Here is a 25,870-nt window from a genome sequence, read left to right on the forward strand (position 1 = left end):
CGGGGTACCTACGCGCCGGCCGGTCCCAGCCACTGCGCCGCGCGCGCCCGCCGCACCTCGGTCACCAGGCGGCGGCCGCGCAGGTGCACGGCCAGCACCGCGACCAGCAGCGAGAGCACCCCGCCGCCGAGCAGCCAGGGCGCGGCGGCGGCCATGCCCTGCTCGTCGCCGAGCATCAGCGTGATCAGCAGGATCGCGGCACCGGCCACGATCGCCAGCACCCCCGCGCCGACCAGCAGGGCCGGCGCGAGCGCCCGCAGGATCGCGGGACCGGCCGATCCTCCCTGCAGGGGGCGGCGCAGGGGCAGCCCGCGGCCGAGCTGGCCGGGTCGGGAGGCCGCCCAGTCCAGCAGCGCCCGGTCCCGCCGTCGAGTGGCAAGGGTCCCGACCGCCGCCGCCAGCACCACCGCGCCGACCAGGACCGCCGCCGCCGGCAGCCCCGCCTGCAGCGCCTCGCCGGCGGGGTCGCCCCCGGTGAGGAGCCCCAGCACCAGCACCACCACGGCGCCCAGCGCCACCGCCAGCAGCAGCGCCTCGAGCATCCGCAGCGGACGCTGAGCGGCCTCGCGCTCCGCCCGCGCCGCGGCCTCCAGCTCGTCCGCCACCGGATCGGCGCCCTCCTCGAGCACCACCCGGCGCTCATCGGCCAGGGCCTGCGCGAAGTCCTCGGGATGGTCGCCGCAGCGGAGCGCGGACGCGTAGCTCGCGCGCTGCGCGGGAGTGAGCCAGGCGGTCATCACCAGCGCGTCGGCCGCTGAGCGCTCCTCGGGCAGCAGGTCCGCGGCGACGACGGCGCGGATCCTCGCGGCCTGCCGCCCGCCGAAGGGACCGAGCTCGGTCCCGGCGCCGCGGTGCGGCAGGTGTCTCGGCGGCAGTGCTGGAGTCGACATGCCGCCATGGTCCCAGACCGCAGCGGAGCGCGCAGGCCATCCCCGCACCCGCGCCATACTGGAGGGATGACCGCAGCCACCGATCCCGTCCGCACCGTCGCCGTGATCGGGGCGGGACCGCGGGGCACGGCGATCGTCGAACGACTGGTCGCGGCCTCGACGAGCCCCGCCTGGCGCGCGCCCCTCACGGTGCACCTGATCGATCCGCAGGTGGGGCGGGGCGGGGCGGTGTGGCGCCTGGACCAGCCCGACGTGCTGCTGATGAACACCACCACCTGCCAGACCACGATGTACCCCGACGCCTCCTGCCATGCGGTGCTGCCGTCGCGGCACTCCGAGACCCTCGCCGACTTCCTGGCCGGCGAGGGGCTGGGCCCCTCCGACTTCGCCTCCCGCGCCGCCCACGGCCGCTACCTCGCCCATGTGCTGGCCACCGCGGAGGCCGAGGCGGATCCCGCCCGTCTGCGGATCGTCCGGCACGCCTTCGAAGCCGTCGACGTCACCGGGCCCGGCGACGGCCCGCAGCGGGTGCGGCTGTCCGACGGACGGGTGCTGCGCGCCGACGCGGTCGCCCTGGCGCTGGGCCACCTGCCCACCGCCCTCGGCCCCCGCTCCCAGCAGCTGGCCGACGCCGCACAGCGTCATGGCCTGGTCCATCTGGGCCCGGCCAGTCCCCTCGAGGTCGACTACGAGGCGCTGCTGGGGCGCGAGCAGGTCGCCGTCCAGGGCATGGGGCTGAACTTCTACGACGCCATCGGCATGCTCACCACCGTCGCCGGCGGGCAGTTCGCGCCCGACGCCCACTCGCCCTCCGGCCTGCGCTACCTGCCCGGCGGCCAGGAGCCCCGACTGGTGGTCGGCTCCCGCTCGGGCATGGTCTACCGGCCCAAGCCCGCCCTGCCCACCGCGCAGCTCGAGCCGTACCCCCTACAGGTCCTCACCGGGGAGCGGGTGCTCGAGCTCGCCGTGCGCCCCGCCGGCGTCGACCAGGAGCGCGAGGTGATGCCGCTGATGCTCGCCGAGCTGCGCCGCGCGCTGCGCGAGGCCGGGTACGACCACCTCGCGGGGGACGAGGCCCTGACCCACCTGCTGTTCCCCTTCGGACGCCGCGGCGAGGAGACCGCCGAGGCGCACCGCCGCACCCGGGACGTGCTGCGCGGGTCCCTGGCGGCCGCGACCGCCCCGGACCCGGCGTGGGTGCTGGTCTACCGGGTGCTGATCGCGCTGCGCACCCAGATCAACCGCCTCATCGACCTCGGCGCCTACACCACCGAGTCGGTGCGCCGGGACATCGACGGCCACCTGCGCAACGCCTTCGCCTCCTGGGCCTCCGGCCCTCCGGTGCTGCGAGTCCGACAGCTGCTGGCCCTCGAGGAGGCCGGGCTCGTGCAGTTCACCGGGCCGCGGCTGCACATCGACATCGACGAGGAGGCCGGCCGCTATGCGGTGCGCGGCGGGGACGGGCCCACCACGCTGTGCGACGGGGTCCTGGAGGCGCATCTGCCCGCGGTCGACCTGCCCGCCTACCGCAGCGCGCTGATCGGGGCGTGGCGGGAGCGGGGCGAGGTGCAGAAGGACTCCTGGGCCTCCCGCGGCACCCGGCGGCGGATGCTCACCGGCTCGATCGCGGTGGACGGCCTGTACGCGCCGATCGGGCACGACGACACCGTCTTCGAGCGCCGGCTGCTGGTCGGGGTGCCGGTGAGCACCGCGCAGCCGGGCTCCGCGATCACCGCCGAACCCGGCACCTCCCCGCAGCTGCTGCGCCATGCCGAGGCGGTCGCGGTGCGGCTGGCCCGGGCCGGGGGAGCGCTCGACGGGGAGTGACGCGCGTGCTCACCGGCCCTCGACGCGCGAGGTGGGCAGCCATTCCAGGGCCGCATCCCGGCGCGCGGCCACCCGGTGCGCGCGCGGGCCGCAGAGGAAGAAGAGGGCCCCGGCGCCCACGCTCACCAGCCCCGGGATCAGCAGACCGGTCCTGTTCTCGGACTCGACACCGTGCAGCAGGGACCAGATCTCGATCCCCAGCAGCAGGGCGCCGAAGAGGGCGACGATCGCCACGAGTTTCCGGGCGAGTGCACTGCTCCACAGCGAGGTGCGCGTCGTCCCCCGGCTCAGCGGCAGACCGCGGCCGAGCTGACCGGGGCGACCGCTCGCCCAGTCCAGCAGCACCCGCACCTCGCGCGCGGCCGCCCGGCGGGACGAGAAGAACCCCGCCCCCAGCAGCAGCGCCGCGACCGCCAACGAGAGCGCCCCGATCACGAACAGCACCTCGGAGTGCAGCAGCAGACCGAGCCCCCCGCCGACCAGGAACAGGGTCCCCACCAGCGCCGTGCCGCACTGCGCGCGGTCCTCGCGCGCGCTCCAGCGCCGCAGCCGGGCGTCGGCCGCCAGCGCCGCCGCGGCGTCGGCGCGCTCGTCGGCCTGCTCGGGCGGCGCCTGGAGGAGCACGGCGACGCGCTCCGCCTCCACGCGCCGCGCGGTCGGCGTCGCGTCCGGACTGCCCGCATAGCGCCGACGCTGCGTCCGATCGAGCAGGTCGGCGACCACCGCGGCATCCGCCGCGGCGCGCCCCCGCGCCCGCGCGCTCCGGTCCCGATCCTTCCGGTCTCCCCGCATCTCGCCCCTCATCGGCCCGCCGTCGTCGACCGTCGATCCTCGCATGCGGGCGACATGGCACGATGATCGGCATGAGCCTGCCCGCCGCACCGCCCCTGGACCCCCGCGCCGACATCGTCGACCTGACCGCCGCGATCGTGGACATCGAATCCGTCTCGGGGAACGAGAAGGCGCTCGCCGATGCCGTCGAGCAGGCGCTGCGCGCGCACGCCGGGCACCTCGAGGTCCTCCGCGACGGCGACACCGTCATCGCCCGCACCCAGCGGGGCCTCGCCGAGCGGGTGCTGCTGGCCGGGCACCTGGACACCGTGCCGCTGGCCGGGAACCTGCTCTCCCGGCGGCGGATCCGCGAGGGCCGCGAGGAGCTGGCCGGCCGCGGCACCTGCGACATGAAGGGCGGCGTCGCGGTGTTCCTCAAGCTCGCCGTCGAGGCCACCGCCGCGCCGGTGGACCTCACCTGGATCTTCTACGACCACGAGGAGGTCGCCGCCGCCGACAACTCCCTCACCCGCCTGGCCGCGGAGCATCCCGAGTACCTCGAGGCGGACTTCGCGATCCTCGGCGAGCCCACCGCCGCGGCCGTCGAGGGCGGCTGCAAGGGGACCATGAAGCTCGAGGTCACCGCCCGCGGCATCGCCGCCCATTCGGCCCGCGACTGGGTGGGCGACAACGCGATCCACCGCCTCGCCCCGGTCCTGGAGCGGCTGGCCGGGTACGAGGCCCGCCGCGCCGTGATCGACGGCCTCGAGTACCGCGAATGCCTCAACGTCGTGGCGATCTCCGGCGGCATCGCGGGCAACGTGATCCCCGACCGGGCCCGCGCCACCCTGAACTACCGCTTCGCGCCGGACACCTCGGTGGACCGGGCCGAGGCGCATGTGCGCGAGGTGCTGGCCGGGCTGGACCTCGAGATCGAGGTGACCGACGCCGCCCCCGGGGCGCTGCCGGGCCTGGACCACGCCGCCGCCCGCCGCTTCCTGGCGGCCCTGGGCGATGAGGTCCCGGTGGCCGCCAAGCAGGGCTGGACCGACGTCTCCCGCTTCTCGGCACTGGGGACCCCGGCGGTCAACTTCGGGCCCGGGGACCCGCTGCTCGCCCACACCGACGACGAGCACGTGCCGGTCGCGGATCTCGAGGCGGCGCTGAGCGGACTGCGCCGTTTCCTGACCACCTGACCGATACCCTCGATCCATGACTCCTGAGGAACGAGAGCAGCACCGCAAGGGGCCCGTCACCCTGCGCGGTCCCCTGCGCCCCACCCGCACCACCGACCAGCGCCTGCTCGAGCAGGACGGCTCGGGCGACTGGGTGCATTCCGACCCGTGGCGGGTGATGCGCATCCAGTCCGAGTTCGTCGAGGGGTTCGGCGCGCTCGCCGAGCTGGGTCCGGCGATCTCGATCTTCGGCTCCGCCCGGATCGGTGAGGACCACCCGGACTACGCGTGCGCGGTGGAGATCGGCCGCGGCATCGTGCAGATGGGGTACGCGGTGATCACCGGCGGCGGCCCCGGCATCATGGAGGCCGGCAACCGCGGCGCCCAGGAGGCGGGCGGGCTCTCCGTCGGCCTCGGCATCGAGCTGCCGCACGAGCAGGGCCTGAACCGCTTCGTCGACCTCGGGGTGGACTTCCGTTACTTCTTCGCCCGCAAGACCATGTTCGTGAAGTACTCCAGCGGCTTCGTGGTGATGCCGGGCGGTTTCGGCACCTTCGACGAGCTGTTCGAGGCGCTGTGCCTGATGCAGACCCACAAGATCGACATGTTCCCGGTGGTGCTGGTGGGTCGGGACTACTGGCAGGGCCTGGTCGACTGGCTGCGCAGCGCGGTGCTGGACCGGCGCACCATCAACCCCGGCGACGTGGACCTGCTGCGGGTGGTGGACACCGCCGAGGAGGCCCTGGCGGTGCTGCGGGAGGCCGCCGAGCACGAGCACCAGCACCACGCCGAGCAGCACCACGCCGAGCACGGGAAGCACGCCGAGCACGAGCAGCCGGAGGCGGTCGGCAGGTGAGTGCGGTCAGCCCGATCGTGCTGCTCCTGCTGCTGGTCGCCCTCGTCGTCGGCGTGCTCATGGTGCTGGTCGCGACGGGCCGTGCGGGAGGCGGGATCGGACTGCCCGCGAGGCGCCGCCGGACCGGTAGTGCGAGGCGGTCCCGGGACCTGAGATAATGGACACCGTACGCGCGCTGGCCGAGGCCCCGTCCGGGGGAGCCACTCAGGGACAGCGACACCATCAAGGAGGCACGCATGGCTGCTATGAAGCCGCGCACCGGGGACGGTCCGCTCGAGGTCGTGGAGGAGGGTCGCAACATCATCATGCGCGTCCCGCTCGAGGGGGGCGGCCGTCTGGTCGTCGAGATCGCCGCCTCGGAGGCCGTGGAGCTGCGTGACGCCCTCGAGGGCGTCATCAAGTAGCCCTCGCCGTCCCGGACTCCGGCCCCGCACCCCTGGGTGCGGGGCCGGGTTCGTCTCAGCGGCGGGCCGGTCGCGCCACGGCGGCGAGCACCCCGTCGCCGCTGCCGGTGAGCACGGAGACCAGGTCGTCGGCGGCGGAGACCGCCTTGAGGACCGCGCGCACCGACTGGGTGTCGGCGTCCCGGGCCGCGGGATCCGCGACCCGGTCGTGGAAGAGCGCATGCGGGATCACCAGCACGCCGCCCGGCCGCAGCAGGCGCCGGGCATGCTCGAGCAGGTCCAGGGCGTGCGGGGCCTGGGCGGGGAAGCTCACCAGGTCGTAGGCGTGGTCGGTGAGGCGGCCGACGACGTCCCGGGGGCGACCGGCGATGGTCCGTACCCGGGGGGAGCGGATCCCGGCCTCGGCGAAGGCCTCCCGGGCCGCGCGCTGGTTCTCGACCTCCGGGTCGATCGTGGTGAGCACCCCCTCGGGGTGCATGCCGGCCAGGAGGTAGAGCGAGCCGACGCCGCTGCCGGTGCCGATCTCCACCGCCGAGCGCGCGTCCACCGAGGCGGCGAGCACCCGCATCAGCGCTCCCGCCCCGGGCAGCACGGGGACGGCCCCCAGTTCGCTGCCGCGCTCCCTGGCGCGGGCCAGGACGCCGTCGTCGGCGAAGAGGGTCGCCTCGTCGACGAACTCCTCACCGTGGGCCCAGCTGGCCGCTTTTCCCGACGACATCTGTGCATCCTCTCGTCTCACGCAGGTGATCAGGCGATCCTACGACAGCGGGCGGATCCGGGCCCTGCGCCCGCCGTGCCGCCCACGGTGCAATAATGACACCGCATCAGCGGACCTCGAGACGTACAGGTGGGCAATGGGCGGCACCGGATTCATGGGCCTCGGCGGCTGGGAGATCGTCGTCCTGCTCATCGTCTTCCTGGTGATCGTGGGGCCGCAGCGGCTCCCCGACGTCACCCGGCAGCTGGTGCAGTGGGTGCGGCAGGCGCGGCGCTGGGTGGACGACTCCCGCACCACCGTCGAGGACGAGATGGGCATCGCCATCGAGGACCTCAAGAAGTACGACCCCCGCCAGTACGATCCGCGCCGCATCATCCGCGAGGCCTGGGGGGACACCGACCCCGCGGACCTGCTGCCCGACAAGGAGGCGCTGTCGATCGCCGCCGGGGCGGGCGCCGCGGGCGCCGCCGCCAAGAAGAAGTCCGCCAAGGGCGGGGCGAAGTCCGCGAAGGACGCCGGCCCGCAGCGGGCCCCCTTCGACGACGAGGCCACCTGAGGGGCCCGACGCCCTCCCCGGGCCCGGCCCGCAGCGGCGCTCCCGCCGGCTGGCTCAGTGCCGGGAGACCGACAGCGGCAGCTTCATCCCCTCCAGCCCGCGGGGCCGGCGCACCAGGGCCCGCGCCACGGCCCTGAGCGCCACGGCCGTGGGGGAGTCCGGCGCCGAGACCACCAGCGGCACCCCCCGGTCCGCGCCCTCGCGCAGCGCGGGGTCCAGTCCGATCCGCCCCACTACCGGCACCGGGTGACCGACGGCCGCGGCGAGCGTCGCCGCCACCCGGTCACCGCCGCCGCTGCCGAAGACGTCCATCACGGTGCCGTCGGGCAGCGTCAGGCCGGCCATGTTCTCGACCACCCCCGCGATCTCCTGCTCCGTCGAGGAGGCCAGCGAGCCCACCCGCTCGGCGACCGAGGCCGCCGACTGCTGCGGGGTGGTCACCACCAGCATCTGCGCCCCCGGCAGCAGCTGCGCGACCGAGATCGCGACGTCGCCGGTGCCGGGCGGCAGGTCCAGCAGGAGCACGTCGAGGTCGCCCCAGAACACGTCCGAGGCGAACTGCTCGATCGCGCGGTGCATCTTCGGTCCGCGCCACACCACCGCCTGCCCCTCGGGCACGAACATGCCGATGCTCATCACCGCGACGCCGTGCGCCTCGGGCGGCATCAGCAGGTCCGAGACCTTGGTGGGCTGCTCGGTGATGCCGAACATGCCGGGCATCGAGAAGCCGTGGATGTCCGCGTCGATGATCCCCACCCGCAGCCCGTCGGCCGCCATCGCGGCGGCGAGGTTCGCGGTGACCGTGGACTTGCCGACCCCGCCCTTGCCGGAGGAGACCGCGAAGATGCGGGTCAGCGAGCCGGGCTGATTGAAGGGGATCTGGCGGCGGCCCTGCCGCAGCCGGGTGGTGAGCTCGCGGCGCTGCTGCTCGGTCATCGCGCTGGAGGAGACCTCGACCCGGGACAGGCCCGGCACGGTCGCGGCCGCCTCCGCGGTGTCCCGCTCGATGCGGTCGCGCATGGGGCAGCCCTCGATGGTGAGGAGCACCTGCACCCGGGCCACGCCCTCGGCGTCGACCGTGACCTCGTCGACCATGCCGAGCTCGGTGATGGGGCGATGGATCTCGGGATCGATCACCGCGTTCAGCGCTTCGTGGATGCGGGCGACGCGGTCATCGCCCGCGGTGGGCTGGGTGGCGGTCACTGCGGATCGGGCTCCTTCGAGGTGGTGGGGGCGCCGCTGCGCTCGCGGTCGGCCAGGGCCGCCGCGACCTCCTCGCGGAGGATCGCGCGCAGCGTCTCGGCGTCCGGGACGGGGGCGGGCTCGTCCCCGAGCTCCTCGAGCAGGTCGCGCAGCTCCCCGCGCACGAAGTCGCGGGTGGCGACCTCGTTCAGGGCCAGGCGCAGCGAGGCGATCTCCCGGGTGATGAAGTCGGTGGTGGCGTGGTTGCGCTCATTGGACTGGCGGTCCTGCTCGGCCTGCACGCGGTCGCGGTCGTCCTGGCGGTTCTGGGCCAGCAGCAGCAGCGGCGCGGCGTAGGAGGCCTGCAGGGAGAGGATCAGGGTGAGCAGGGTGAAGTTCAGCGCCCGCGGATCGAACTGCATCGACACCGGGGCCAGCGAGTTCCAGGTCAGCCACACCGCGCAGAACAGGGTCATGCCGACCAGGAAGGCCGGGGTGCCCATCATCCGCGCGAAGCCCTCAGCGGCGCGACCGAAGGTGTCCCCCGCGAAGGGGTTGCGCAGCAGGGCGCGGTGCCGGGGCGCCGGGTCGTCGAGCGGGGCGGGGTTGTGCTCGGCCATGCTCAGGCCCCCTGCTCGGCGTCACGGGCGGTGGCCCGGGCGATCTCCGAGAGGTCGATCTGCCCGGTGCTGGGCGCGGGCTCGTCCTGCTCGCGCCAGTCGTCGGGCAGCACGTGGTCGAGCACGTCGTCGACGGTCACCGCGCCCAGCAGGCGGCCCTCCTCGTCGATCACCGGGATCGAGACCAGGTTGTAGGTCGCCATCTCGCGGGTCACCTCGGACAGCGGCGCGGTGGGCCCGACCGCGACCCGGTCCGGATCCAGGATCTCGCCGACGGCGCGGTCGGGGCGCTCCCGCAGCAGCTGCTGGAAGTGGACGATGCCCAGCAGCTTGCCGGTGGGGGTCTCGAGCGGGGAGCGGCACACGTGGACCGTCGAGGCCAGGGCCGCGTGCACGGCCTCCCGGCTGATCAGCGCCAGGCAGTGCGCCACCGGGGTCTCCGGCGCCACGATCAGCGGCTCGGTGGTCATCATGCCGCCGGCGGCGTACTCGTCGTAGGCCAGCAGGCGGCGGACGTCCTCGGCCTCCTCGGGCTCCATCAGCGTCAGCAGGTGCGCGGCGACCCGCTCGGGAAGCTCCTGGACCAGGTCCGCGGCGTCGTCGGGATCCATGGCGTCCAGCACGTCCGCGGCGCGGGAGGCGTCCATCCCGGTGACCACCTCGACCCGGATGTCCTCCGGCAGCTCCTCGAGCACGTCGGCGAGGCGCTCGTCGGCGAGCTCCCCGGCGAGCTCGATGCGCCGCTTGGGCTCCAGCTCCTGGATGATCTCGGCGAGGTCGGCGGGGTTGAGGTCCTGGTAGGAGGCGGCCAGCAGATGCGCGGACTGCTCGGCCTGGGTGCCGTAGAGGCCGCTGACCTCGCTCAGCTCGACGGTCAGGGTCTGTCCGCGGGTGACCAGGCGGCTCAGCGAGCTGCCCCGGCGCAGCCGCCGCAGGTGCAGCCGCGTCACCTCCCAGTCCCGGTGCCGGTTCTGGTCCAGGGCGATGTCCAGAACCGTCGCCTCCCCGGAGCCGTCGTTCAGGCTCACCACCCGGTCCAGCAGGTCGCCGATCACCAGCAGCTCGCCGGTGCGCTTCTCGAAGCGGCGCACGTTGAGCACCCCGGTGGAGATGACGTGGCCGGGGGAGATCGAGGTGACCCGGGTGATCGGCAGGAACACCCGGCGCTTCGCCGAGACCTCGACCACGAAGCCGACGGCGCGGGCGGTGCTGCGGCTCTGCGGGACCACCACCACGTCGCGGATCGTCGCCACCGCGTCCCCGAGCGGGTCGAACACGGAGGTGCCGGCGAGGCGCGCGGCGTAGAAGCGCGGCGGCGCGGTGGTCCTCACTGCGTCAGCCCGGCGATCCAGCGCTCGACGTCGTCCGCCCGGCGCGGGGCGGCGGCGGAGAGGTTCTCGACCCCGTCGGCGGTCACCAGCACGTCGTCCTCGATGCGCACGCCGATGCCGCGCAGCTCGCCTGGCACCAGCAGATCGTTCTGCTTGAAGTACAGGCCCGGCTCGATGGTGAAGACCATCCCCGGCACCAGCTCGGCGTCGAGGTACATCTCCCGCCGGGCCTGCGCGCAGTCGTGGACGTCCAGCCCGAGGTGATGGCTGGTGCCGTGCGGCATCCAGCGGCGGTGCCACTGCCCCTCCGGGGACAGCGACTCCGCGGCGGTGCCGGGCAGCAGCCCCCACTCCTCGAGCGTGCGGGCCAGGACCTCCATCGCCGCGGCGTGCAGCTCGCGGAAGCGCAGGCCGGGCCGGGCCACCGCGAAGGCGGCGTCGGCGGCCTCGAGCACCGCGTCGTACACCTTGCGCTGGACGGGGCTGAAGCGGCCCGAGACCGGCAGGGTGCGGGTGACGTCGGCGGTGTACAGCGAGTCGATCTCGACGCCGGCGTCGATCAGCACCAGCTCGTCGCTGCGCACGGAGCCGTCGTTGCGGGTCCAGTGCAGGGTGCAGGCGTGGTCGCCGGCGGCGGCGATGGTGTCGTAGCCGACCCCGTTGCCGTCGGCCCGGGCGGTGGCGGCGAAGACGCCCTCGATGACGCGCTCGCCGCGGGGATGGCCGACCACCTCGGGCAGGTGCCGGATCACGTCCTCGAAGCCGCGCAGGGTCGCATCGACCGCCGCGCGCATCTGCCCGATCTCGTACTCGTCCTTGACCAGCCGCTGCTCGCTGGCGGCCTCCTTCAGCGCGGCGCTCTCGGCGGCGGCCTCGTCGCCGCCCGGCAACCCGTTCTGGGAGCGGATCTCGCTCACCATCGCCTCCACGCCGGCGTCCACCCCGGGCATGACCGTCAGCGACAGCTGGGCGCCGACGTCCTTGGCGAGGTGGTCGCGCAGCTCATCGATGTGGCGCACCTCGATGCCGAGGCGCTGGGAGGCCTCGGTGAGGGTGGGGCGGCGGCCCACCCACATCTCCCCGTAGCGGGAGTCGGCGTAGAACTCGCTGGAGTCGAAGCCCGCGCGGGGGCGGAAGAAGTACCGCGCCTCGGCGGTGGCGGGATCCTCGGCCGACGGCTCGATCACGAGCACGCTGTCGGGCTCCTCGTCGGTGCCCAGTCCCGTGTAGTAGGCGAAGGCCGAGTCGGGGCGGAAGGGGTAGTCGGTGTCGTTCGAGCGCACCTTCAGCACCCCGGCCGACAGCACCAGCCGGGCGCCGGGCAGGCGCCGCACCAGGGCGTCGCGGCGGGCGGGCGTGTAGTCCGCGGCCTCGCGGCGCTCGGCGTCGGGGACGGTCTCGTCCCAGCCGGAGGAGATGAACTCGCGGAACGCCTCGTTGCTCGGGCGCTGTGAGCGGGAGTCCCCCCGGGAGGCGAGCTCCGTCATCCGCTGGGTGCTGTCAGTGCTCTCGGTGTCCACCCCACGATGGTCTCACGACGCCGTCTACGCTGGGACTATGAGTGAGCGGTCCTACCCCGGCAGCCGGCAGCGCATCGACCTGCACGCCCACACCTCGTGGTCCGACGGCACCACCGGGGTGGGGGAGCTGTTCGCCGCCGCCCGCCGCGAGCGCCTGGACGTGCTGGCGCTGACCGATCACGACACCGTCGCGGGCTGGTCGGAGCTGCCGGCGGCCGTCGCCGCCAGCGGGGTGGCGGCGGTGCCGGGGATCGAGGTCTCCAGCGAGGACGGGGGCCGCAGCGTGCACCTGCTGGCGCTGCTGGTGGATCCCGCCGAGGACACCGAGCTGGCCGCGGAGACCGCCCGCGCCCGCCGCTCGCGGGTGGAGCGCGCCCGGGCCATGGTGGAGCTGATCGCCCGGGACCATCCGCTGACCTGGGAGGACGTGACGGCCCAGGTGGCGGGGGAGACCACCGTGATCGGTCGCCCCCATATCGCCGATGCGCTGGTGGTGGCGGGGGTGGTCCCGGACCGCTCCACCGCCTTCGGCGAGCTGCTGCGCCCGGCGGGCCCCTACTACGTCCCCTACTACGCGCCCTCGCCGGTGGCGGCGATCCGCGCGATCCGCGCCGCGGGCGGGGTCTCGATCGCCGCGCATCCGGGCTCGGTCACCCGCGACGACGATCTGCCGCTGGACCTGCTGGAGGCGATGGTCGAGGCGGGGCTGGACGGCCTCGAGGTGGACCACCGCGAGCACGACGACGCCGAGCGGGCGCGCCTGCGCGGCTTCGCCCGCGCCCATGATCTGCTGATCACCGGCGGCAGCGACTTCCACGGCGCGGGCAAGCCCAACCGGCTGGGGGAGAACCTCACCGCAGAGGCGGTGCTCGACGCGCTCGTCGAGCGTGCCGGCTCAGGCACGGAGGTGCTCCGTCCCTGAGCCGTCCGCCTCAGCCCTCGGCGGGCGCGGAGGAGCCGCCGGAGCGGCCCCGACCGCCCCGTGAGCGGCGACGGCGCGGACGCTCGTCCGCGCTCTCGCCGGGCGCGGGCGCGCTCTCGGGCGTCGCCGCGCCGTCGACGACCTCGCCGTTGACGCGGCGGGTGCGGCTGCGGGTGCGGCGCGGACGCTCGCTCGCGCTCTCCGCCCGCTCGGACGACGAGGCCCGCTCGGACGACCCCGCCGGCTCGGAGGCCGGCGCCGGCGCGCTGGCGGCCTCCTCGCGGGGCGCGCTGCGGCGCTCGCCGCCGCGGCCGCCGTCACGGGGCCGGCCGCCCTCGCGTCCGCGGCCGCCGTCACGGCCGCTCTCGCGCCCACGGCCGCCCTCGCGCCCGCGGCCGCCGTCACGGCCGCTCTCGCGTCCCCGGCCGCCCTCGCGTCCGCGGCCCCCGTCCCGGCCGCCGCTGCGGGCACCGGAGTCCGGACCGCCGAGGTCCTCGATCTGCTCGGCGTCCAGTCCCTCCCGGGTGCGCTTGTCCTTGGGCAGGGTGCCCTTGGCGGAGGTCGGGATGTCGAGCTCGGCGAAGAGGTGGTCGGAGGTGGAGTAGGTCTCCACCGCCTCCGTGGACTCCAGCCCCAGCTGGCGGGCGATGAGCGCCCACCGGGCCAGGTCCTCCCAATCCACGAAGGTGATCGCGGTGCCCTTCTTGCCCGCCCGGCCGGTGCGGCCGGTGCGGTGCAGGTACGTCTTGTCGTCGTCGGGGCAGTTCCAGTTCACCACGTGGGTGACGTCGGTGACGTCGATGCCGCGGGCGGCCACGTCGGTCGCCACCAGCACGTCGATCTTCCCGCTGCGGAAGGCCCGCAGCGCCTGCTCGCGGGCGCCCTGGCCGAGGTCGCCGTGCAGCGGGGCGGCCGCGAAGCCGCGGTCGGCGAGGTCGCCCGCCACCCGGTCCGCCTGGCGCTTGGTGCGCATGAAGATGATCGTCAGGCCGCGCCCGTGGGCCTGCAGGATGCGGGCCATCACCTCGATCTTGTCGAGCTGGTGGGCGCGGTAGACGACCTGCTTGATGTCGGCCTTGGTGCGGGCCCCGTCGTTCGGGTCCTGCGCCCGGATGTGCGTGGGCTGCTTCATGAAGCGACGGGCCAGGGCCATGATCGGGCCGGGCATGGTGGCGGAGAACAGCATGGTCTGCCGATCCGACGGCACCGCCTGCAGCAGCTTCTCGATGTCCTCGAGGAAGCCCAGGTCGAGCATCTCGTCCGCCTCGTCGAGCACGGCCGTGCGCACCTGGGACAGGTCCAGGTACTTCTGCCGCATCAGGTCGATGAGCCGGCCCGGGGTGCCGACGACGACCTCGACGCCCTTCTCGAGGGCCTCGATCTGCGGCTCGTAGGCGCGGCCGCCGTAGACGGTCAGGATGCGGATGGGGCGCTTCGCGGAGGCCGTCTCGAGGTCGTGGGCGACCTGCACGGCGAGCTCACGGGTGGGCAGCACCACCAGGGCCTGCGGCTTGCCGATGGGGCGGTCGTCGGGGTTCGGCTCGCCGGGGGCCACCGAGTTCTGCAGCAGCGGGATGCCGAAGCCGAGGGTCTTGCCGGTGCCGGTCTTGGCCTGGCCGATGATGTCGCGGCCGCGCAGCGCGACCGGGAGGGTCAGGGACTGGATCGGGAAGGGGGTGGTGATGCCCTTCGCGGCGAGGGCCTCGACGATGTCGGGGCGGACGTCGAAGTCCGCGAAGGTCTGGACCTGCTCGGGGGTGCCGGAGCTCTGCTCGACGGCGGGGGAGGCCGACGCGGCCTCATCGGTGTGCGGGATGGTTTCAGGCACCGTTCATCTCTCTGATCATGGATAGTCGCGCCCATCGTATCCCCCGCCCCCTCGCGCACCCCCGGATCAGTCCCCGCCGCCGTCGCTGACCGGGGGGAGGGGGCTGGCGGGGGCGCTGGGGGTGACGCGATCCTCGTCCGGCAGCCCCTCGCCCGGCTCGACCTCCTGCTCGGAGGGGATCGGGGTCGGCGGCGTCTCGGCGCCCTCGGGCACCTCGAGCGGCGGTGGCTCCTGCGGCAGCTGGGAGCGCTCGATGGAGACCGACACCAGCCCCAGGCCCCCCATCACGATGTCGTCGTAGGCCACCACGCGCCGGGTGGTGGCATCGAAGTAGAGCATCCGGGCGGTGAGCTCCAGCGGGTCGTCGCCCTGCAGCACCGGGGCCACGCCGCCCGAGGCGAGCGCCCCGCCGGTGGAGCCGACGGTCAGCCAGTCGGTGCCCGAGCCCTCGCGGTCCAGCACGACGTCCGAGGTGTGCATGTGACCGGACAGCACCAGCGGCGCGCGGCCCAGCAGCCCCTCGGGCTGGGTGGGATCGTGGATCAGGGCGAGGTCGACCGGTGCCGCGGGGGACGCCGCGTCATGGGCCTCGATGGTGTCGCCCAGCTGGAAGGCGCTCGCGGCCACCGCCTCCTTGCCCTCCTGCCAGCCGCCCGCGTCGGAGTCGTCGTCGGCCGCGAAGCGCGGGTCGCCGATGCCGGCGATCCGCAGCCCGGCGACCTCGACCACCTCGTTGTCGAGCACGGTCGCGTTCGGCTGGGCCTCGATGGTCGCCGCGGCGGCGGCACCGTCGTGGTTGCCGCTGATGTAGACGTAGGGCACCTCGAGCGTGCCGATCGTGTGCAGCAGCTCGTTCTCCAGCGGCGTGCCCCACGAGACGATGTCGCCGGTGTCGATCACCGCGTCGATCGAGAACTGGGTGTGCAGCTGCTCGATGACGTCGTAGGCCTGCGGGTTGTCGTGGATGTCCGAGACGTGCAGGACGGTGATCAGGTTCTCCTGGTCCAGGCCCACCGGCAGCGAGTCCGCGGCGATGTACAGCGCGGAGACCTGGCCCACGAACTCGGCGAGCGTGTCGCGGTAGCTGCGGTAGTCCAGCGCCGTGCCCTGGCCGAGGTCGGCGATGTAGGCCGCCTGGGACAGCAGGCCCTCGAACCGCGGCTGGGTGAGGGAGGCCGGGGAGAAGGTCACCGAGGTCGCCGCGACCGAGGTGCCGACCACGGCCACCGCGGTGACGCCGGAGGCGACGGCGCGGCGCACCCGGCGGAAGGTGAGGCCGACGGCGAGACCGGCCCCGGCGGCCCCGAACAGCGCGTTGAGCACCGCATTGGTGGCGGCGGCGGAGACGATCCGCTCGGGAGCGGTCCGCTGGAGCTCGGCGAGACCGGAGTCGGAGTAGAACAGCGCCTCGGCCTTCTCGACGTCGACCGACTGCACGCGCGCCTCGATGCGCACCGGCGCGGTGTGGGTGTCGAAGGCGACGCGGCCCACCGGCGGCAGCAGGAGCACCGTCTCGGCCCGCAGCGCGGGTCGCAGATGGACGCTCGCGGTCAGCGGCCCCACCTCGACCTCGGTGTCGGGCACCAGCAGCAGGCCGAGGACGGCGCCGAGCAGCGCGACCACCGCCGTGGTGCTGAGGTGCACCAGGCGCATCCGGCGCCGGCGCAGCCGTCGTTGCCGGCTCGCGGCCGCCCGGTCGCCCTCAGCGCCGCCCGCGGGCGCGTCCGTCCCGCCGGCGCCCTCGGCGGAGGTCACCGGGTCTCAGCCGAGGAAGCCGACGCGGCGGGGCTCCTCCGTGGAGACCTCGGCGTAGGCGACCTTGGCGCCGGGGATCAGCACGGTGCGTCCCTTGTCGTCGACCAGGGAGACCGGGGTGCCGTCGGCGACGGCGGCGCTGAGGCGCTCGAGCAGCGCGTCGGCCTTCTCCTCCGACTCGATCACGATCTCGCGGGGGGAGTGCTGGATGCCGATGCGGATCTCCATGAGCCTGTCCTTCCCTCCGCCGCAGGGGCGGGGACGTCCGTTGCTGTGCCAGCGGGCAGTCTACGCGGTCGGCCCTGAGCTGGAGCTGCCGTCCGCCCCCAGCACGACCCCCGCGATGCGGGGGTTCTCGAGCGGGGTGAAGCCGGTCAGCCCGTGCACGACGGCGGTGGTGACGACCTCGAGGATCCGCTCCCGCTCGGCGTCGTCGGCGGCGCCGTGGAGCAGCTGGGCGGTGGAGTGGGTGACCGCGATCAGGCTGCGGCCCAGCACCCGGGCCTGCTCCGGCGCGAGCCGGCGGGCCCCGGAGAGCACGTCGGACAGCTCGACCGCCAGTCGGTCCAGCACCGAGACCACGCGCTGCTGCACGGCGTCGGAGATCGGCTCCTGCCCGGTGAACAGGCGCAGGGAGTTGTCCAGCGTCACGATCTCGAAGAAGCGGCGCATCCCGTCGCGCACCCGGTCGGCGGTGTCGCCGCCGTGGGTGTGCAGGGAGCGGACCTCGGCGATCATCGCCTCCGCGATGATGTCGAGGACCTCGAGGTAGAGGGTCTCCTTGGAGTCGAAGTGCTGGTAGAGCACGGGCTTGGTGACGCCCGCGGCGGCGGCGATGTCGTCCATCGAGGTGGACTGGAAGCCCTTCTCGGTGAACACGCGGGTGGCGAGCTCGAGCAGCTGGGAGCGCCGCTGCGCGCGGGGCATCCTGGCGGTGGGGGCGTGGACATGGGGTCAACCTCCGTATCGGACGGCTGAGGGGGGGGAAGGGCACTGCGAGGAGAAAACGGACAAAACGTGGTGCAGGACACTCTACCGCCGTCGGCACGCCGCTCCGATGTCGGGGATCGCGTCGCCGATGGGATGGAATGGGAGGATGCGGCGCACTGGGACGATCACGGGCGAGGGGATCCGGCTGCTCGGACCCGATCTCGCGGCGCTGCCGCCCGTCCACGGCGCCGACGCCCTCGACCCCGCCCAGCGCCATGCCCTGGAGCTGTTCCTCGGCGGCACCGACGTGCTCGTGCACGGCGCTCCCGGCAGCGGACGCACCGCGCTGGCCCTGACCGCCGCGGACCTGGCGGGAGCGGACACGCTGCTGCTGGCCCCCCGACGCCTCGCGGCCGGGCGACTGCGCGACGCGCTCGCGGTGGGCGGCGCCGGGCGGGCCCGCTCGATGACCCCGCCGGCCCTCGGCCACGCGATCGTCCGCGCCGACGCGCTGCGCCGCGGGCTGGGCGAGCCCACCCTGGTCACCGGCGCCGAGCAGGACGCCCTGCTGGCCGAGCTGATCGCCGGGCGCGAGACCTGGCACCTCGCGGTCGACGCCGGCGCGCGCACCCTGCCCGGCTTCCGCACCGAGCTGCGCGACCTCATCACCCGCGCCACCGAGCTGGGACTGACCCCCGCGGACCTGGACGCGCTGGGCCGCGAGCGCAGCCGCCCGGCCTGGCGGGACGCAGCCGCGATCCTGCGGGACTACCTCGGGGTGCTCGACCTGGAGTCCTCCGCCGCGCTCGACGCCGGACCCCGGCTGGACTCCGGGGCGCTGGTGCGCCGCGCGGTCCGCCTGCTCGCCGATCCGCGCACCCCGCCGCCCTTCCGCGCCGTCGTGGTCGACGACGCCCAGGACCTCACCGCCGCCGCGATCGACCTGGTCGCGGCACTGGCCGCGACCGGCGCCCGGGTGCTGGTGAGCAGCTGCCCCGACGCGGCGGTGGACACCTTCCGCGGCGCGCTGCCCGACGCCGCCGACCGGCTGCGGGAGCTGCTGCCCCGGCCCGTCGCCGAGGTCGCCCTGGCCGGCGCCCACGCCCAGGCGGACGGACCCACCGCGGCGGTCGACGCCCTGCGCGGCCGGCTCCCGCTCGCCGGCGCCCCGGCCGGCACCCGTCGCCCGCGGTCCGGGCCGGTCTCGGGTCTCGCGGCGCTGCGCGCCCAGGACCCCCTCGACGAGGCCCGCCTGATCGGCTCCGCGCTGCGGGAGCTCCACCATCGCGACGGGGTCGAGTACGACGACATGGCCGTGGTGTGCCGCTCCGGGGCCGCCGTCGCCGACGTCGCCGACCTGCTCTCGCGCACCGGCCTGCCCGTGCGCACCCCCCGCCGCCCCCAGCCGCTGCGCGAGGTGCCCGCCATCGCCGACCTGCTGACCGTGCTCGAGATCGGGCTGGCCCCGGCGGACGCGCCGCTGGCCCCCCGCCTGGCCACCGAGCTGCTGCGCGGCCCCTTCGGCGACGCCGACACCCTCCGCCTGCGCCGCATCCGCCGCCTGCTGCTGTCCGCCCACCGCGCCGCCGAGCCCGGGTCCGAGCTCACCAGCGAGCAGCTGCTGGCCCGCGCGCTGGTCGACGAGGAGGTGCCGGGGCTGCCCGACCCCGCCGCCAGGGACCGTGCCGCCGCCCCCGTCCACCGCCTGCGCGACATGATCCGCGCCGTGCGCGCGCACCGGGACGCCGACGCCGAGCAGGTGCTGTGGCACGCCTGGGACGCCTCCGGACTGGCCGGCGGCTGGCGCCGGGCGGCGCTCGGCACCGCCGGGGACGTCGACGGGGCCCGCTCCCGGATGGCCGGCTCCCGGCTCGACGCCCTGCTCGAGCTGTTCGCCGCGGCGGAGCGGCTGACCGAGCGCCGCCCCGGCGCCGGCGGTCTCGACCTGGTCGAGCAGATCCGCGCCCAGGCCGTCGTCGAGGACACCCTCGCCCCGGCCGCCGCCGCCCGCGGCCGGATCGCGGTGCTGACCCCCGCCCAGCTCGCCGGCGAGCACCGCGACACCGTGGTGCTGGCCCGCGTGCAGGAGGGGGCCTGGCCGGACCTGCGCCTGCGCTCGACCCTGTTCGGCGCCGCCGAGCTCTCGCTGCTGGCCGGCGCCCGCGCCGGCGGCGCGCTGCCCGCGGACCCCGAGCTGCTGCGCGCCCTCCAGCGCGAGCAGGTGCTCGCCGACGAGCTGCGCCTGGCGGTCAGCTCCCTGGCCCGCGCCCGCCACCGGGTGCTGGTCACCGCGGTCGAGGACGAGCAGCTCGCCCCCTCGGCCCTGTTCGAGGCCCTCGAGGACCTGTCCGGGACGCCGTGGGTGGAGCTGGAGACCCTGCGCCTGGACCCGGGCCCCGCCCCCGACGCCCGCCGCCTGGTGGCCGCGCTGCGCCGCCGCCTGCGCGAGGAGGATCCGCAGCGGGCGCAGGAGGCCGCGATCGCGCTCGGGGCCCTCGGCCGCGCCGGCGCCCCCGGCACCGACCCGGCGCACTGGTACCACCAGGAGCCCAGCTCCTCGGCGCCGCTGCACGACCCCGAGGACCCGATCCGGCTCTCGCCCTCGGCCCTCGAGCGCGCCGTGGACTGCCCCCAGTCCTGGCTCATGGAGCGCGCCGGCGGCACCCGCTCCGGGGGCCCCGCCCAGCTCATCGGCACCGCCCTGCACCATCTGGCCCAGGTCCACCCGCGCGGCCCCGCGGCCGGGGAGGCGGATCTGCTCGCGGAGCTGCACGCGCTGCTGCGCACCGTCCCCGGCACCGAGACCTGGTCCGGCCGGCGCCGGGTGCGCCGCGCCGAGGACGCCGCCCGCCTGCTCGCCGAGCACCTGCGCACCGCCGGGGAGCCGCTGGCCGTGGAGGCGCCCTTCGAGGTGCAGCTGGAGCGGGTGCAGCTGCGCGGCAGCATCGACCGCATCGAGGGCGACGCCACCGGACTGCGGGTGGTCGACCTCAAGACCGGCCGCGCCGCGAAGAGCGCCGCCCAGGCCGAGCAGGACCTGCAGCTGGCCGCCTACCAGGTCGCCGTGCGCGAGGGGGCCCTGGCCGAGCAGCTCGGCCCCGACGCCCCGCAGCGGCTCAACGGCGCCCAGCTGGTCTACGTCGGCACCGGCGGGAAGAAGGCCGCCGTGCGCACCCAGACCGCCCTGTCCCGCGCCGAGGACCCGGCCTGGTTCGACGACCTCGTCCGGCAGGTCTCCCACGAGGTCTCCGGCGAGCGGGTCACCGCCCGCGTGAACTCCCACTGCTCGCGCTGCGCGGTGCGCAGCAGCTGCCCCCTGCAGCCCGAAGGAGACCAGCAGTGAGCACCCCCCGCTTCTCGGCCGCCGCCCTGGCATCCCTGCTCGAGCAGCCCCCGCCCACCGCGGAGCAGACCGCGGTGATCGAGGCCCCGCTGGCCCCGATGCTGGTGGTCGCCGGCGCCGGCTCCGGCAAGACCGAGACCATGGCCTCCCGCGTGGTGTGGCTGATCGCCAACGCAATCGTCCAGCCGCGCCAGGTGCTGGGGCTGACCTTCACCCGCAAGGCCGCCCACGAGCTCGGCGAGCGGATCTCGGCCCGCCTGGCCGCCCTCGCCGGCGCCCTGCGCGCCGAGGGCCTGCCGCTGCCGCCCGGCCTCGAGCGCGGCGGCGACGACCTGGTCGGCCAGCGCCCCGTGGTCCACACCTACAACGGCTTCGCCCTGGACCTGGTGCGCGAGCACGCCCTCGCCGTCGGCATCGACCCCGAGCTGACCATGATGTCCACCTCCGCCTCCTGGCAGCTGGCCCACGAGATCGTCGAGGGCTGGGACGACTCGCTGGACCTCGACGCCTCCCCGGCCACCCTCACCGCCGCCCTGCTCTCGCTGACCTCCTCGCTCGCCGACCACCTCGTCACCCCCGCGCAGCTCGAGCAGCACCTGCGGGAGATCCGCGACCACCTCGGCGGGATCCCGCTCCAGGTCGAGGGCCGGCGCCGCACCACCCCCAAGGCCGTCGCCGCGGTGCTCGGCGCCCTCGAGTCGCGCCTGGCCCTGCTCCCGCTGCTCGAGCGCTTCGCGGAGATCCGCACCGAGTCCTCCGCCCTGGACTTCGCCGATCAGGTCTCCCTCGCCGCCCGGGTGGCGAGGGAGGTGCCCGCGGCGAGCGACCTGGCCCGGCGCCTGCACCGGGTGGTGCTGCTGGACGAGTTCCAGGACACCTCCGTCGCCCAGCTGCAGATGCTCACCGACCTCTTCGGCCCCGGCCACGCCGCCTGCGCGGTGGGCGATCCCCAGCAGGCGATCTACGGCTGGCGAGGCGCCTCGGCGGCGTCGCTGGCCGGCTTCGCGGAGGCCTTCGCGACCCCCGCCCAGCCGGTCCTGCAGCGCACCCTGTCCACCTCCTGGCGCAACGACGAGGCCGTGCTCGCCGTCGCCAACCGCCTGGCCGCCCCGCTGCGCACCGCCGGCGCCGGGCTGACCATCCCCGAGCTGCAGCCCCGTCCGGGCGCCGGGGAGGGCGCCTGCGAGATCATCGAGGCGGCCGACGAGCGCGCCGAGGCGCGCGCGATCGCCGACTGGATCCTGGCCCGCCGCGCCGAGCGGCCCGCCGACCAGGAGCCCGCCTCGGCGGCGGTGCTGGTGCGCGCCCGTCGGCAGCTGCCCGCCCTGGTCGAGGGGCTCGAGGAGCGGGGGCTGCGGGCCGAGGTGGTCGGGCTCGGCGGCCTGCTGCACCGGCCCGAGGTGGCCGATGTGCGGGCCGTCCTGGAATGCGCCCACGACCCCGGCCGCGGCGATGCGCTGATGCGCCTGCTCAGCGGGCCCCGCTTCCGGCTCGGCGCCCGGGACCTCGCGGTGCTGGGCCGCTGGCGGGACCGGATGGGCTCGCGCCTGCGCGGCGACGGGCAGGCCCCGGGCGGCCAGGACGAGGCCGAGTCGGTCTCGCTGGTCGACGCCGTCGACGACCTCCCGCCGGCCGACTGGACCGACCCCTCGGGACGGTCCCTGAGCGGGACCGGCCGCGCCCGCCTGCTGCAGGTCCAGCAGATCCTGCGGGAGCTGCGGCGCCTGCTCCCGCTGCCGCTGCCGGACCTGATCACCGCCGCGACCCGGGTGCTCGAGGTGGACCTCACCCTGGCCGAGGCCGACCCCGACTCCCGCGCGCTCGCCGACCTCGAGGCCTTCCGCGACCACGCCGCGGCCTTCGAGCGCACCGCCCGCCGCGGAGGGCTCGGCGCCTACCTCGACCTGCTCGAGATCAGCGAGGACGAGGAGGCGGGGCTCGCCGTCACCGCCGCCCCCCAGGCCGCGGCCGATCCGTCCGCCGTCACCCTGGTCACCATGCACTCCGCGAAGGGCCTGGAATGGGACCTGGTGGCGGTGGCGGGCCTGACCGAGGGCACGGTCCCCTCCTACGACCTGCGCCGCGCCAAGCGCGACGAGTCCGGGCGGCTGCGGGTGCCCGCCGACGGCTGGCTGGGCCCGCTGGCCTCGGCGTCGGTGCCCACCGCGCTGCGCGGCGACGCCGACACCCTGCCGGAGCTGGCCTGGGCGCAGGCCGACACGCAGGTCGACGCCGAGGAGCTGATCGCGCAGTACCGCTTCGCCCAGGGCGAGGAGTCGCTGCGCGAGGACCGCCGGCTGATGTACGTCGCGGTCACCCGCGCCCGGCGCCGGCTGCTGCTGACCTCCGCGGCGTGGCGCAGCTCTCTCGCCTCCGCCAGGCCCCGCTCCCGCTACCTCGCCGAGGTCACCGACCTGGTGCCCGAGCCGTTCCGCACCGTGCAGGCGGTGCCCGAGCAGAACCCGCTGGAGAGCGAGCGCCCCCAGGCGCAGTGGCCCCCGGACCCCGGACCCGCGGAGCAGTCCCGGGCCCGCGCCGCACAGCTGCTCGCCGCCGCCGCGGCCGCACCGGGCGAGCTCGCCGATCCGGCCCTCGCGGAGCTCGTGCGCCGGGCGGTCGCCGACCTCGAGCAGCAGGCCGCCCCGCCGCTGGTGCACTCACCGCCGCGGCTGTCGGCCTCCCAGGTGGTCCAGCAGGCCCACGACCCGCAGGCGGCCGCGATCGACCTGCTGCGGCCGCTGCCCCGCCGGCCCTCCCCGGCCGCCGCCCGCGGCACCGCCTTCCACGCCTGGCTCGAGTCCCGCTACGACAGCGCCGCCCTGCTGGACCTCGACGACCTGGCCGACCTCGCCGACGCCTCGGCCGACCCGGAGCGCAGCGCCGACGACCGCACCCTGCGCGAGGCCTTCGCCGCCTCCGCCTGGGCCGGCCGCACCCCGATCGCGGTCGAGCACCCGGTGCAGACCCGGGTGGGGGAGATCGCCGTGCGCGGCATCATCGACGCCGTCTTCGCCGACCCCGAGGGCGGCGACGGCACCGAGGGCGTGATCATCGTGGACTGGAAGACCGGCCGGGTGCCCCGCCCCGCGCAGCTGCGCGAGCGCTCCCTGCAGCTCTCCCTCTACCGTCTGGCCTGGCACGAGAGCACCGGGATGCCGCTCGAGCGGATCCGCACCGCCTTCCACTTCGTGGCCGACGGGGTGACCCACGAGGTGGACCGTCACCCCTCGCGCGCCGCGATCGCGGCGATGCTCACCGCCGACTGAGGTCTCAGGCCTGGTCGCGGGAGCGCATCTGCTCGAAGGTGCGCTCGGCCTCGTCGCGGGCCAGCTGCGCGAGGTCCGCGTCGAGGTCCGCGATCATGCCGCGGGCATCGGCGATGATCGCCTCGTCCTTCGTCTCCAGGCCATGGGCGAGCCATTCGGCGACGGCGAACTCGCCGAGCGCCTGCGCCCGCGCCATCAGCCGCGGATGCGTCGAGGTGGGCAGCTCCTCGCGGTAGGCCGCGTACAGCTGGTCGAAGCGCTCCGGATCCAGCGAGGCGACCAGCCAGGCCAGGTCCCCGGCCGGGTCCGCCACCTTCGAGGACGACCAGTCGCGCACCGCGCTGACCCGGTCCCCGGAGCGGAACAGGCTCTCCTCGGAGAGGTCGCCGTGGACGAACTGCGGGGTGAAGTCCCACAGCTCCGCGTCCTCCAGCAGCCCCTCCCAGCGCTGGGCGACCGCGGCCGGCAGGTGCCCGCCCGCGGTCGCGGTGCGCACCCGCTGGCGGTGCTCGGCGTGCAGGGCCTCCGGGGTGAAGGACTCCACCCCGGCCGCCTCCGCCGCGTAGCGCGGCACGGTGTGGACACGGGCCAGCACCTGGCCGAGCGACCGCGCCAGCTCCTCGCTGCGCTGCAGGTCCTCGAGCATCAGGGGGCGTCCGGCGGGGGCCTCGGTGACCGCGGCGCGGCCGCCCTCGGGGAGCTTGACGAAGCCCAGCACCGGCGGGATCACCCCGCGCAGCGGGGTGCCGGTGAGGGCGTCGGTCACCCGCAGGTCGCGCTCGAGCCGGATCCCCGCGGCGGTCGAGCCGGGGGAGTGGACCATCAGGCGCCGACCGTCCTCGCCGACCACCCCGGCGACGTCGAGATCCTCGGCGGGGGTCGCGATCGGCGCGGTCCGCACCGGGACCAGCCCGGGGACCGCCGCCGCGGCGAGGGCAGCCAGACAGTAGGAGTTGCGATGCACCCGCCCACCGTACCCGGCCGAGGCCGCCCGCCGCGTAGGCTCAGGCCATGGCGAAGCTCCGCGGACCGCACCTGGACACCCCCCTGACCCTGCTCGGTTCCGACCGGGACGCGCTGCTGCGCACCGACCCGGAGGTGCTGGCCCCCGGGGAGGATGCGCGCTACCTGGTCACCCGGGCCGGAGCGGTGGCCCTGCAGGAGGACGAGCAGGGCGCCCTGCACGTCGCCCTGGAGACCGAGGACCCCCGCAGCGGGATCCTCGCCCCGCTGGTGCTGATGGGGCGCCGCGAGGGGCGGCGCATCCTCGCCGTCGAGCTGCCCGAGCCCAGCGCGGAGCTCGACGATCCCGGACGGGACCTGCGCGACCTGCGCCACGTCGCCGACCGGCTGGCCGCGGAGGACGCCGACCTGGCGCTGGCCGCGGTGGCCATGGGCTCCTGGCACCGGGCGACCCGGCACTGCCCGCAGTGCGGGGAGCTGCTGGAGCCCACCACCGCCGGCTGGGTGCTGCGCTGCCGGGAGGACGGCATCGAGCAGTTCCCCCGCACCGACCCGGCCGTGATCATGGCCGTGCGCGACGGCGAGGACCGGCTGCTGCTGGCCCGCAACGCCCACTTCCGCGGGAGGTTCCACTCGGTGCTGGCGGGCTTCGTCGAGCCCGGGGAGAGCCTCGAGAACGCCGTCGCCCGCGAGGTGGCCGAGGAGGTCGGGGTGCGCGTCGAGGAGGTCGAGTACGTGGGCAGCCAGCCCTGGCCCTTCCCGCGCTCGCTGATGCTCGGCTACCGCGCCTGGGCGCCCCACGGCGACCAGCTCACGCTGCAGGAGGAGGAGATCGTCGAGGCGCGCTGGTTCTCCCGCGAGGAGCTCGCCGCGGAGCTCGCCGCCGGGCAGATCGAGCTGCCGGGCCCCGCCTCGATGGGCCGGGCCCTGATCGACGACTGGTTCGGCCGCTCCGCCGAGGTGTGAGCCACCCGCCGTCCACAGCCTGCCGCGGCGCGTCGGTGCCCGCTGGC

At 75.4% G+C, this 25,870-nt stretch carries 21 protein-coding genes; 9 read left to right on the forward strand and 12 right to left on the reverse strand.

The genetic code is table 11. The annotated features are described in order from the left end of the window. Positions 1-8: 8 nt before the first annotated feature. Complete coding sequence (locus tag ACOJUI_RS05780) at positions 9-890, reverse strand: hypothetical protein (RefSeq protein WP_422117121.1); 882 nt, start codon at positions 888-890, stop codon at positions 9-11. 66 nt (positions 891-956) lie between these two features. Here ACOJUI_RS05780 and ACOJUI_RS05785 point away from each other — a divergent pair, with 66 nt between their 5' ends. Then, positions 957-2,717 (forward strand): FAD/NAD(P)-binding protein, encoded by a 1,761-nt coding sequence (locus ACOJUI_RS05785; RefSeq protein WP_422117122.1) that lies wholly within the window; start codon positions 957-959, stop codon positions 2,715-2,717. 9 nt (positions 2,718-2,726) lie between these two features. Here the strand turns inward: ACOJUI_RS05785 and ACOJUI_RS05790 are convergent, their stop codons facing one another. Then, entirely contained in the window at positions 2,727-3,440 is a 714-nt protein-coding gene (locus ACOJUI_RS05790) for a hypothetical protein (protein ID WP_422117123.1), read from the reverse strand. Positions 3,441-3,580: 140 nt separating this feature from the next. Here ACOJUI_RS05790 and dapE point away from each other — a divergent pair, with 140 nt between their 5' ends. The 3 genes from dapE (at position 3,581) to ACOJUI_RS05805 (ending at position 5,923) form a co-directional block, all read left to right on the forward strand. Continuing rightward, complete coding sequence (gene dapE / locus ACOJUI_RS05795; RefSeq protein ID WP_422117124.1) at positions 3,581-4,684, forward strand: succinyl-diaminopimelate desuccinylase; 1,104 nt, start codon at positions 3,581-3,583, stop codon at positions 4,682-4,684. A 16-nt stretch (positions 4,685-4,700) separates the two neighbouring features. Continuing rightward, complete coding sequence (locus ACOJUI_RS05800) at positions 4,701-5,519, forward strand: TIGR00730 family Rossman fold protein (RefSeq protein WP_422117125.1); 819 nt, start codon at positions 4,701-4,703, stop codon at positions 5,517-5,519. Positions 5,520-5,755: 236 nt separating this feature from the next. Then, positions 5,756-5,923, forward strand: coding sequence for a DUF3117 domain-containing protein (locus tag ACOJUI_RS05805; protein WP_422117126.1), 168 nt, complete (start codon positions 5,756-5,758; stop codon positions 5,921-5,923). 55 nt (positions 5,924-5,978) lie between these two features. Here the strand turns inward: ACOJUI_RS05805 and ACOJUI_RS05810 are convergent, their stop codons facing one another. Next, positions 5,979-6,641, reverse strand: a complete 663-nt coding sequence (locus ACOJUI_RS05810; protein ID WP_422117127.1) for an O-methyltransferase — start codon at positions 6,639-6,641, stop codon at positions 5,979-5,981. A 136-nt stretch (positions 6,642-6,777) separates the two neighbouring features. On the opposite strand from ACOJUI_RS05810, the gene ACOJUI_RS05815 reads away from it, so the two are divergent. After that, positions 6,778-7,197, forward strand: coding sequence for a twin-arginine translocase TatA/TatE family subunit (locus ACOJUI_RS05815; RefSeq protein WP_422117128.1), 420 nt, complete (start codon positions 6,778-6,780; stop codon positions 7,195-7,197). 54 nt (positions 7,198-7,251) lie between these two features. Here ACOJUI_RS05815 and ACOJUI_RS05820 read toward each other — a convergent pair whose 3' ends face one another. The 4 genes from ACOJUI_RS05820 to ACOJUI_RS05835 are packed head-to-tail and all read right to left on the reverse strand — an operon-like array spanning position 7,252 to position 11,817. Beyond that, the gene (locus tag ACOJUI_RS05820; RefSeq protein WP_422117129.1) at positions 7,252-8,400 is read right to left on the reverse strand and encodes a P-loop NTPase; all 1,149 of its coding nucleotides are present in this window, start codon (positions 8,398-8,400) and stop codon (positions 7,252-7,254) included. Beyond that, positions 8,397-8,999: a DUF1003 domain-containing protein gene (locus ACOJUI_RS05825; protein ID WP_422117130.1), complete on the reverse strand. Its 603-nt coding sequence runs from the start codon at positions 8,997-8,999 to the stop codon at positions 8,397-8,399. Before ACOJUI_RS05825 ends, ACOJUI_RS05820 begins: the two co-directional genes overlap by 4 nt. Before the next feature lie 2 nt (positions 9,000-9,001). Further along, the gene (locus ACOJUI_RS05830) at positions 9,002-10,330 is read right to left on the reverse strand and encodes a magnesium transporter MgtE N-terminal domain-containing protein (protein ID WP_422117131.1); all 1,329 of its coding nucleotides are present in this window, start codon (positions 10,328-10,330) and stop codon (positions 9,002-9,004) included. Then, complete coding sequence (locus ACOJUI_RS05835) at positions 10,327-11,817, reverse strand: aminopeptidase P family protein (protein ID WP_422117627.1); 1,491 nt, start codon at positions 11,815-11,817, stop codon at positions 10,327-10,329. Before ACOJUI_RS05835 ends, ACOJUI_RS05830 begins: the two co-directional genes overlap by 4 nt. A 70-nt stretch (positions 11,818-11,887) precedes the next feature. On the opposite strand from ACOJUI_RS05835, the gene ACOJUI_RS05840 reads away from it, so the two are divergent. Continuing rightward, positions 11,888-12,772, forward strand: a complete 885-nt coding sequence (locus ACOJUI_RS05840; RefSeq protein ID WP_422117132.1) for a PHP domain-containing protein — start codon at positions 11,888-11,890, stop codon at positions 12,770-12,772. Between the two features lie 10 nt (positions 12,773-12,782). On the opposite strand, the gene ACOJUI_RS05845 is transcribed toward ACOJUI_RS05840, so the two are convergent. The 4 genes from ACOJUI_RS05845 to ACOJUI_RS05860 form a co-directional block, all read right to left on the reverse strand. Next, complete coding sequence (locus ACOJUI_RS05845) at positions 12,783-14,600, reverse strand: DEAD/DEAH box helicase (protein WP_422117133.1); 1,818 nt, start codon at positions 14,598-14,600, stop codon at positions 12,783-12,785. 66 nt (positions 14,601-14,666) lie between these two features. Further along, positions 14,667-16,355, reverse strand: coding sequence for a metallophosphoesterase family protein (locus ACOJUI_RS05850; RefSeq protein ID WP_422117134.1), 1,689 nt, complete (start codon positions 16,353-16,355; stop codon positions 14,667-14,669). 6 nt (positions 16,356-16,361) lie between these two features. Then, the gene (locus tag ACOJUI_RS05855) at positions 16,362-16,583 is read right to left on the reverse strand and encodes a DUF3107 domain-containing protein (protein ID WP_422117135.1); all 222 of its coding nucleotides are present in this window, start codon (positions 16,581-16,583) and stop codon (positions 16,362-16,364) included. Positions 16,584-16,643: 60 nt separating this feature from the next. After that, a complete protein-coding gene (locus ACOJUI_RS05860; RefSeq protein WP_422117136.1) occupies positions 16,644-17,282 on the reverse strand; it encodes a TetR/AcrR family transcriptional regulator in 639 nt (212 codons plus the stop codon). 169 nt (positions 17,283-17,451) lie between these two features. On the opposite strand from ACOJUI_RS05860, the gene ACOJUI_RS05865 reads away from it, so the two are divergent. Beyond that, positions 17,452-20,628, forward strand: coding sequence for a PD-(D/E)XK nuclease family protein (locus ACOJUI_RS05865; protein WP_422117137.1), 3,177 nt, complete (start codon positions 17,452-17,454; stop codon positions 20,626-20,628). Beyond that, positions 20,625-23,894, forward strand: a complete 3,270-nt coding sequence (locus ACOJUI_RS05870) for an ATP-dependent helicase (protein WP_422117138.1) — start codon at positions 20,625-20,627, stop codon at positions 23,892-23,894. Before ACOJUI_RS05865 ends, ACOJUI_RS05870 begins: the two co-directional genes overlap by 4 nt. Positions 23,895-23,898: 4 nt before the next feature. Here the strand turns inward: ACOJUI_RS05870 and ACOJUI_RS05875 are convergent, their stop codons facing one another. Beyond that, positions 23,899-24,858 (reverse strand): phosphotransferase, encoded by a 960-nt coding sequence (locus ACOJUI_RS05875; protein ID WP_422117139.1) that lies wholly within the window; start codon positions 24,856-24,858, stop codon positions 23,899-23,901. 47 nt (positions 24,859-24,905) lie between these two features. On the opposite strand from ACOJUI_RS05875, the gene nudC reads away from it, so the two are divergent. Further along, positions 24,906-25,823, forward strand: a complete 918-nt coding sequence (gene nudC / locus ACOJUI_RS05880; RefSeq protein ID WP_422117140.1) for an NAD(+) diphosphatase — start codon at positions 24,906-24,908, stop codon at positions 25,821-25,823. The last annotated feature ends 47 nt before the right edge of the window (positions 25,824-25,870 follow it).

The sequence above is a fragment of the Brachybacterium sp. UNK5269 genome (assembly GCF_049266655.1).
Classification (GTDB): domain Bacteria; phylum Actinomycetota; class Actinomycetes; order Actinomycetales; family Dermabacteraceae; genus Brachybacterium.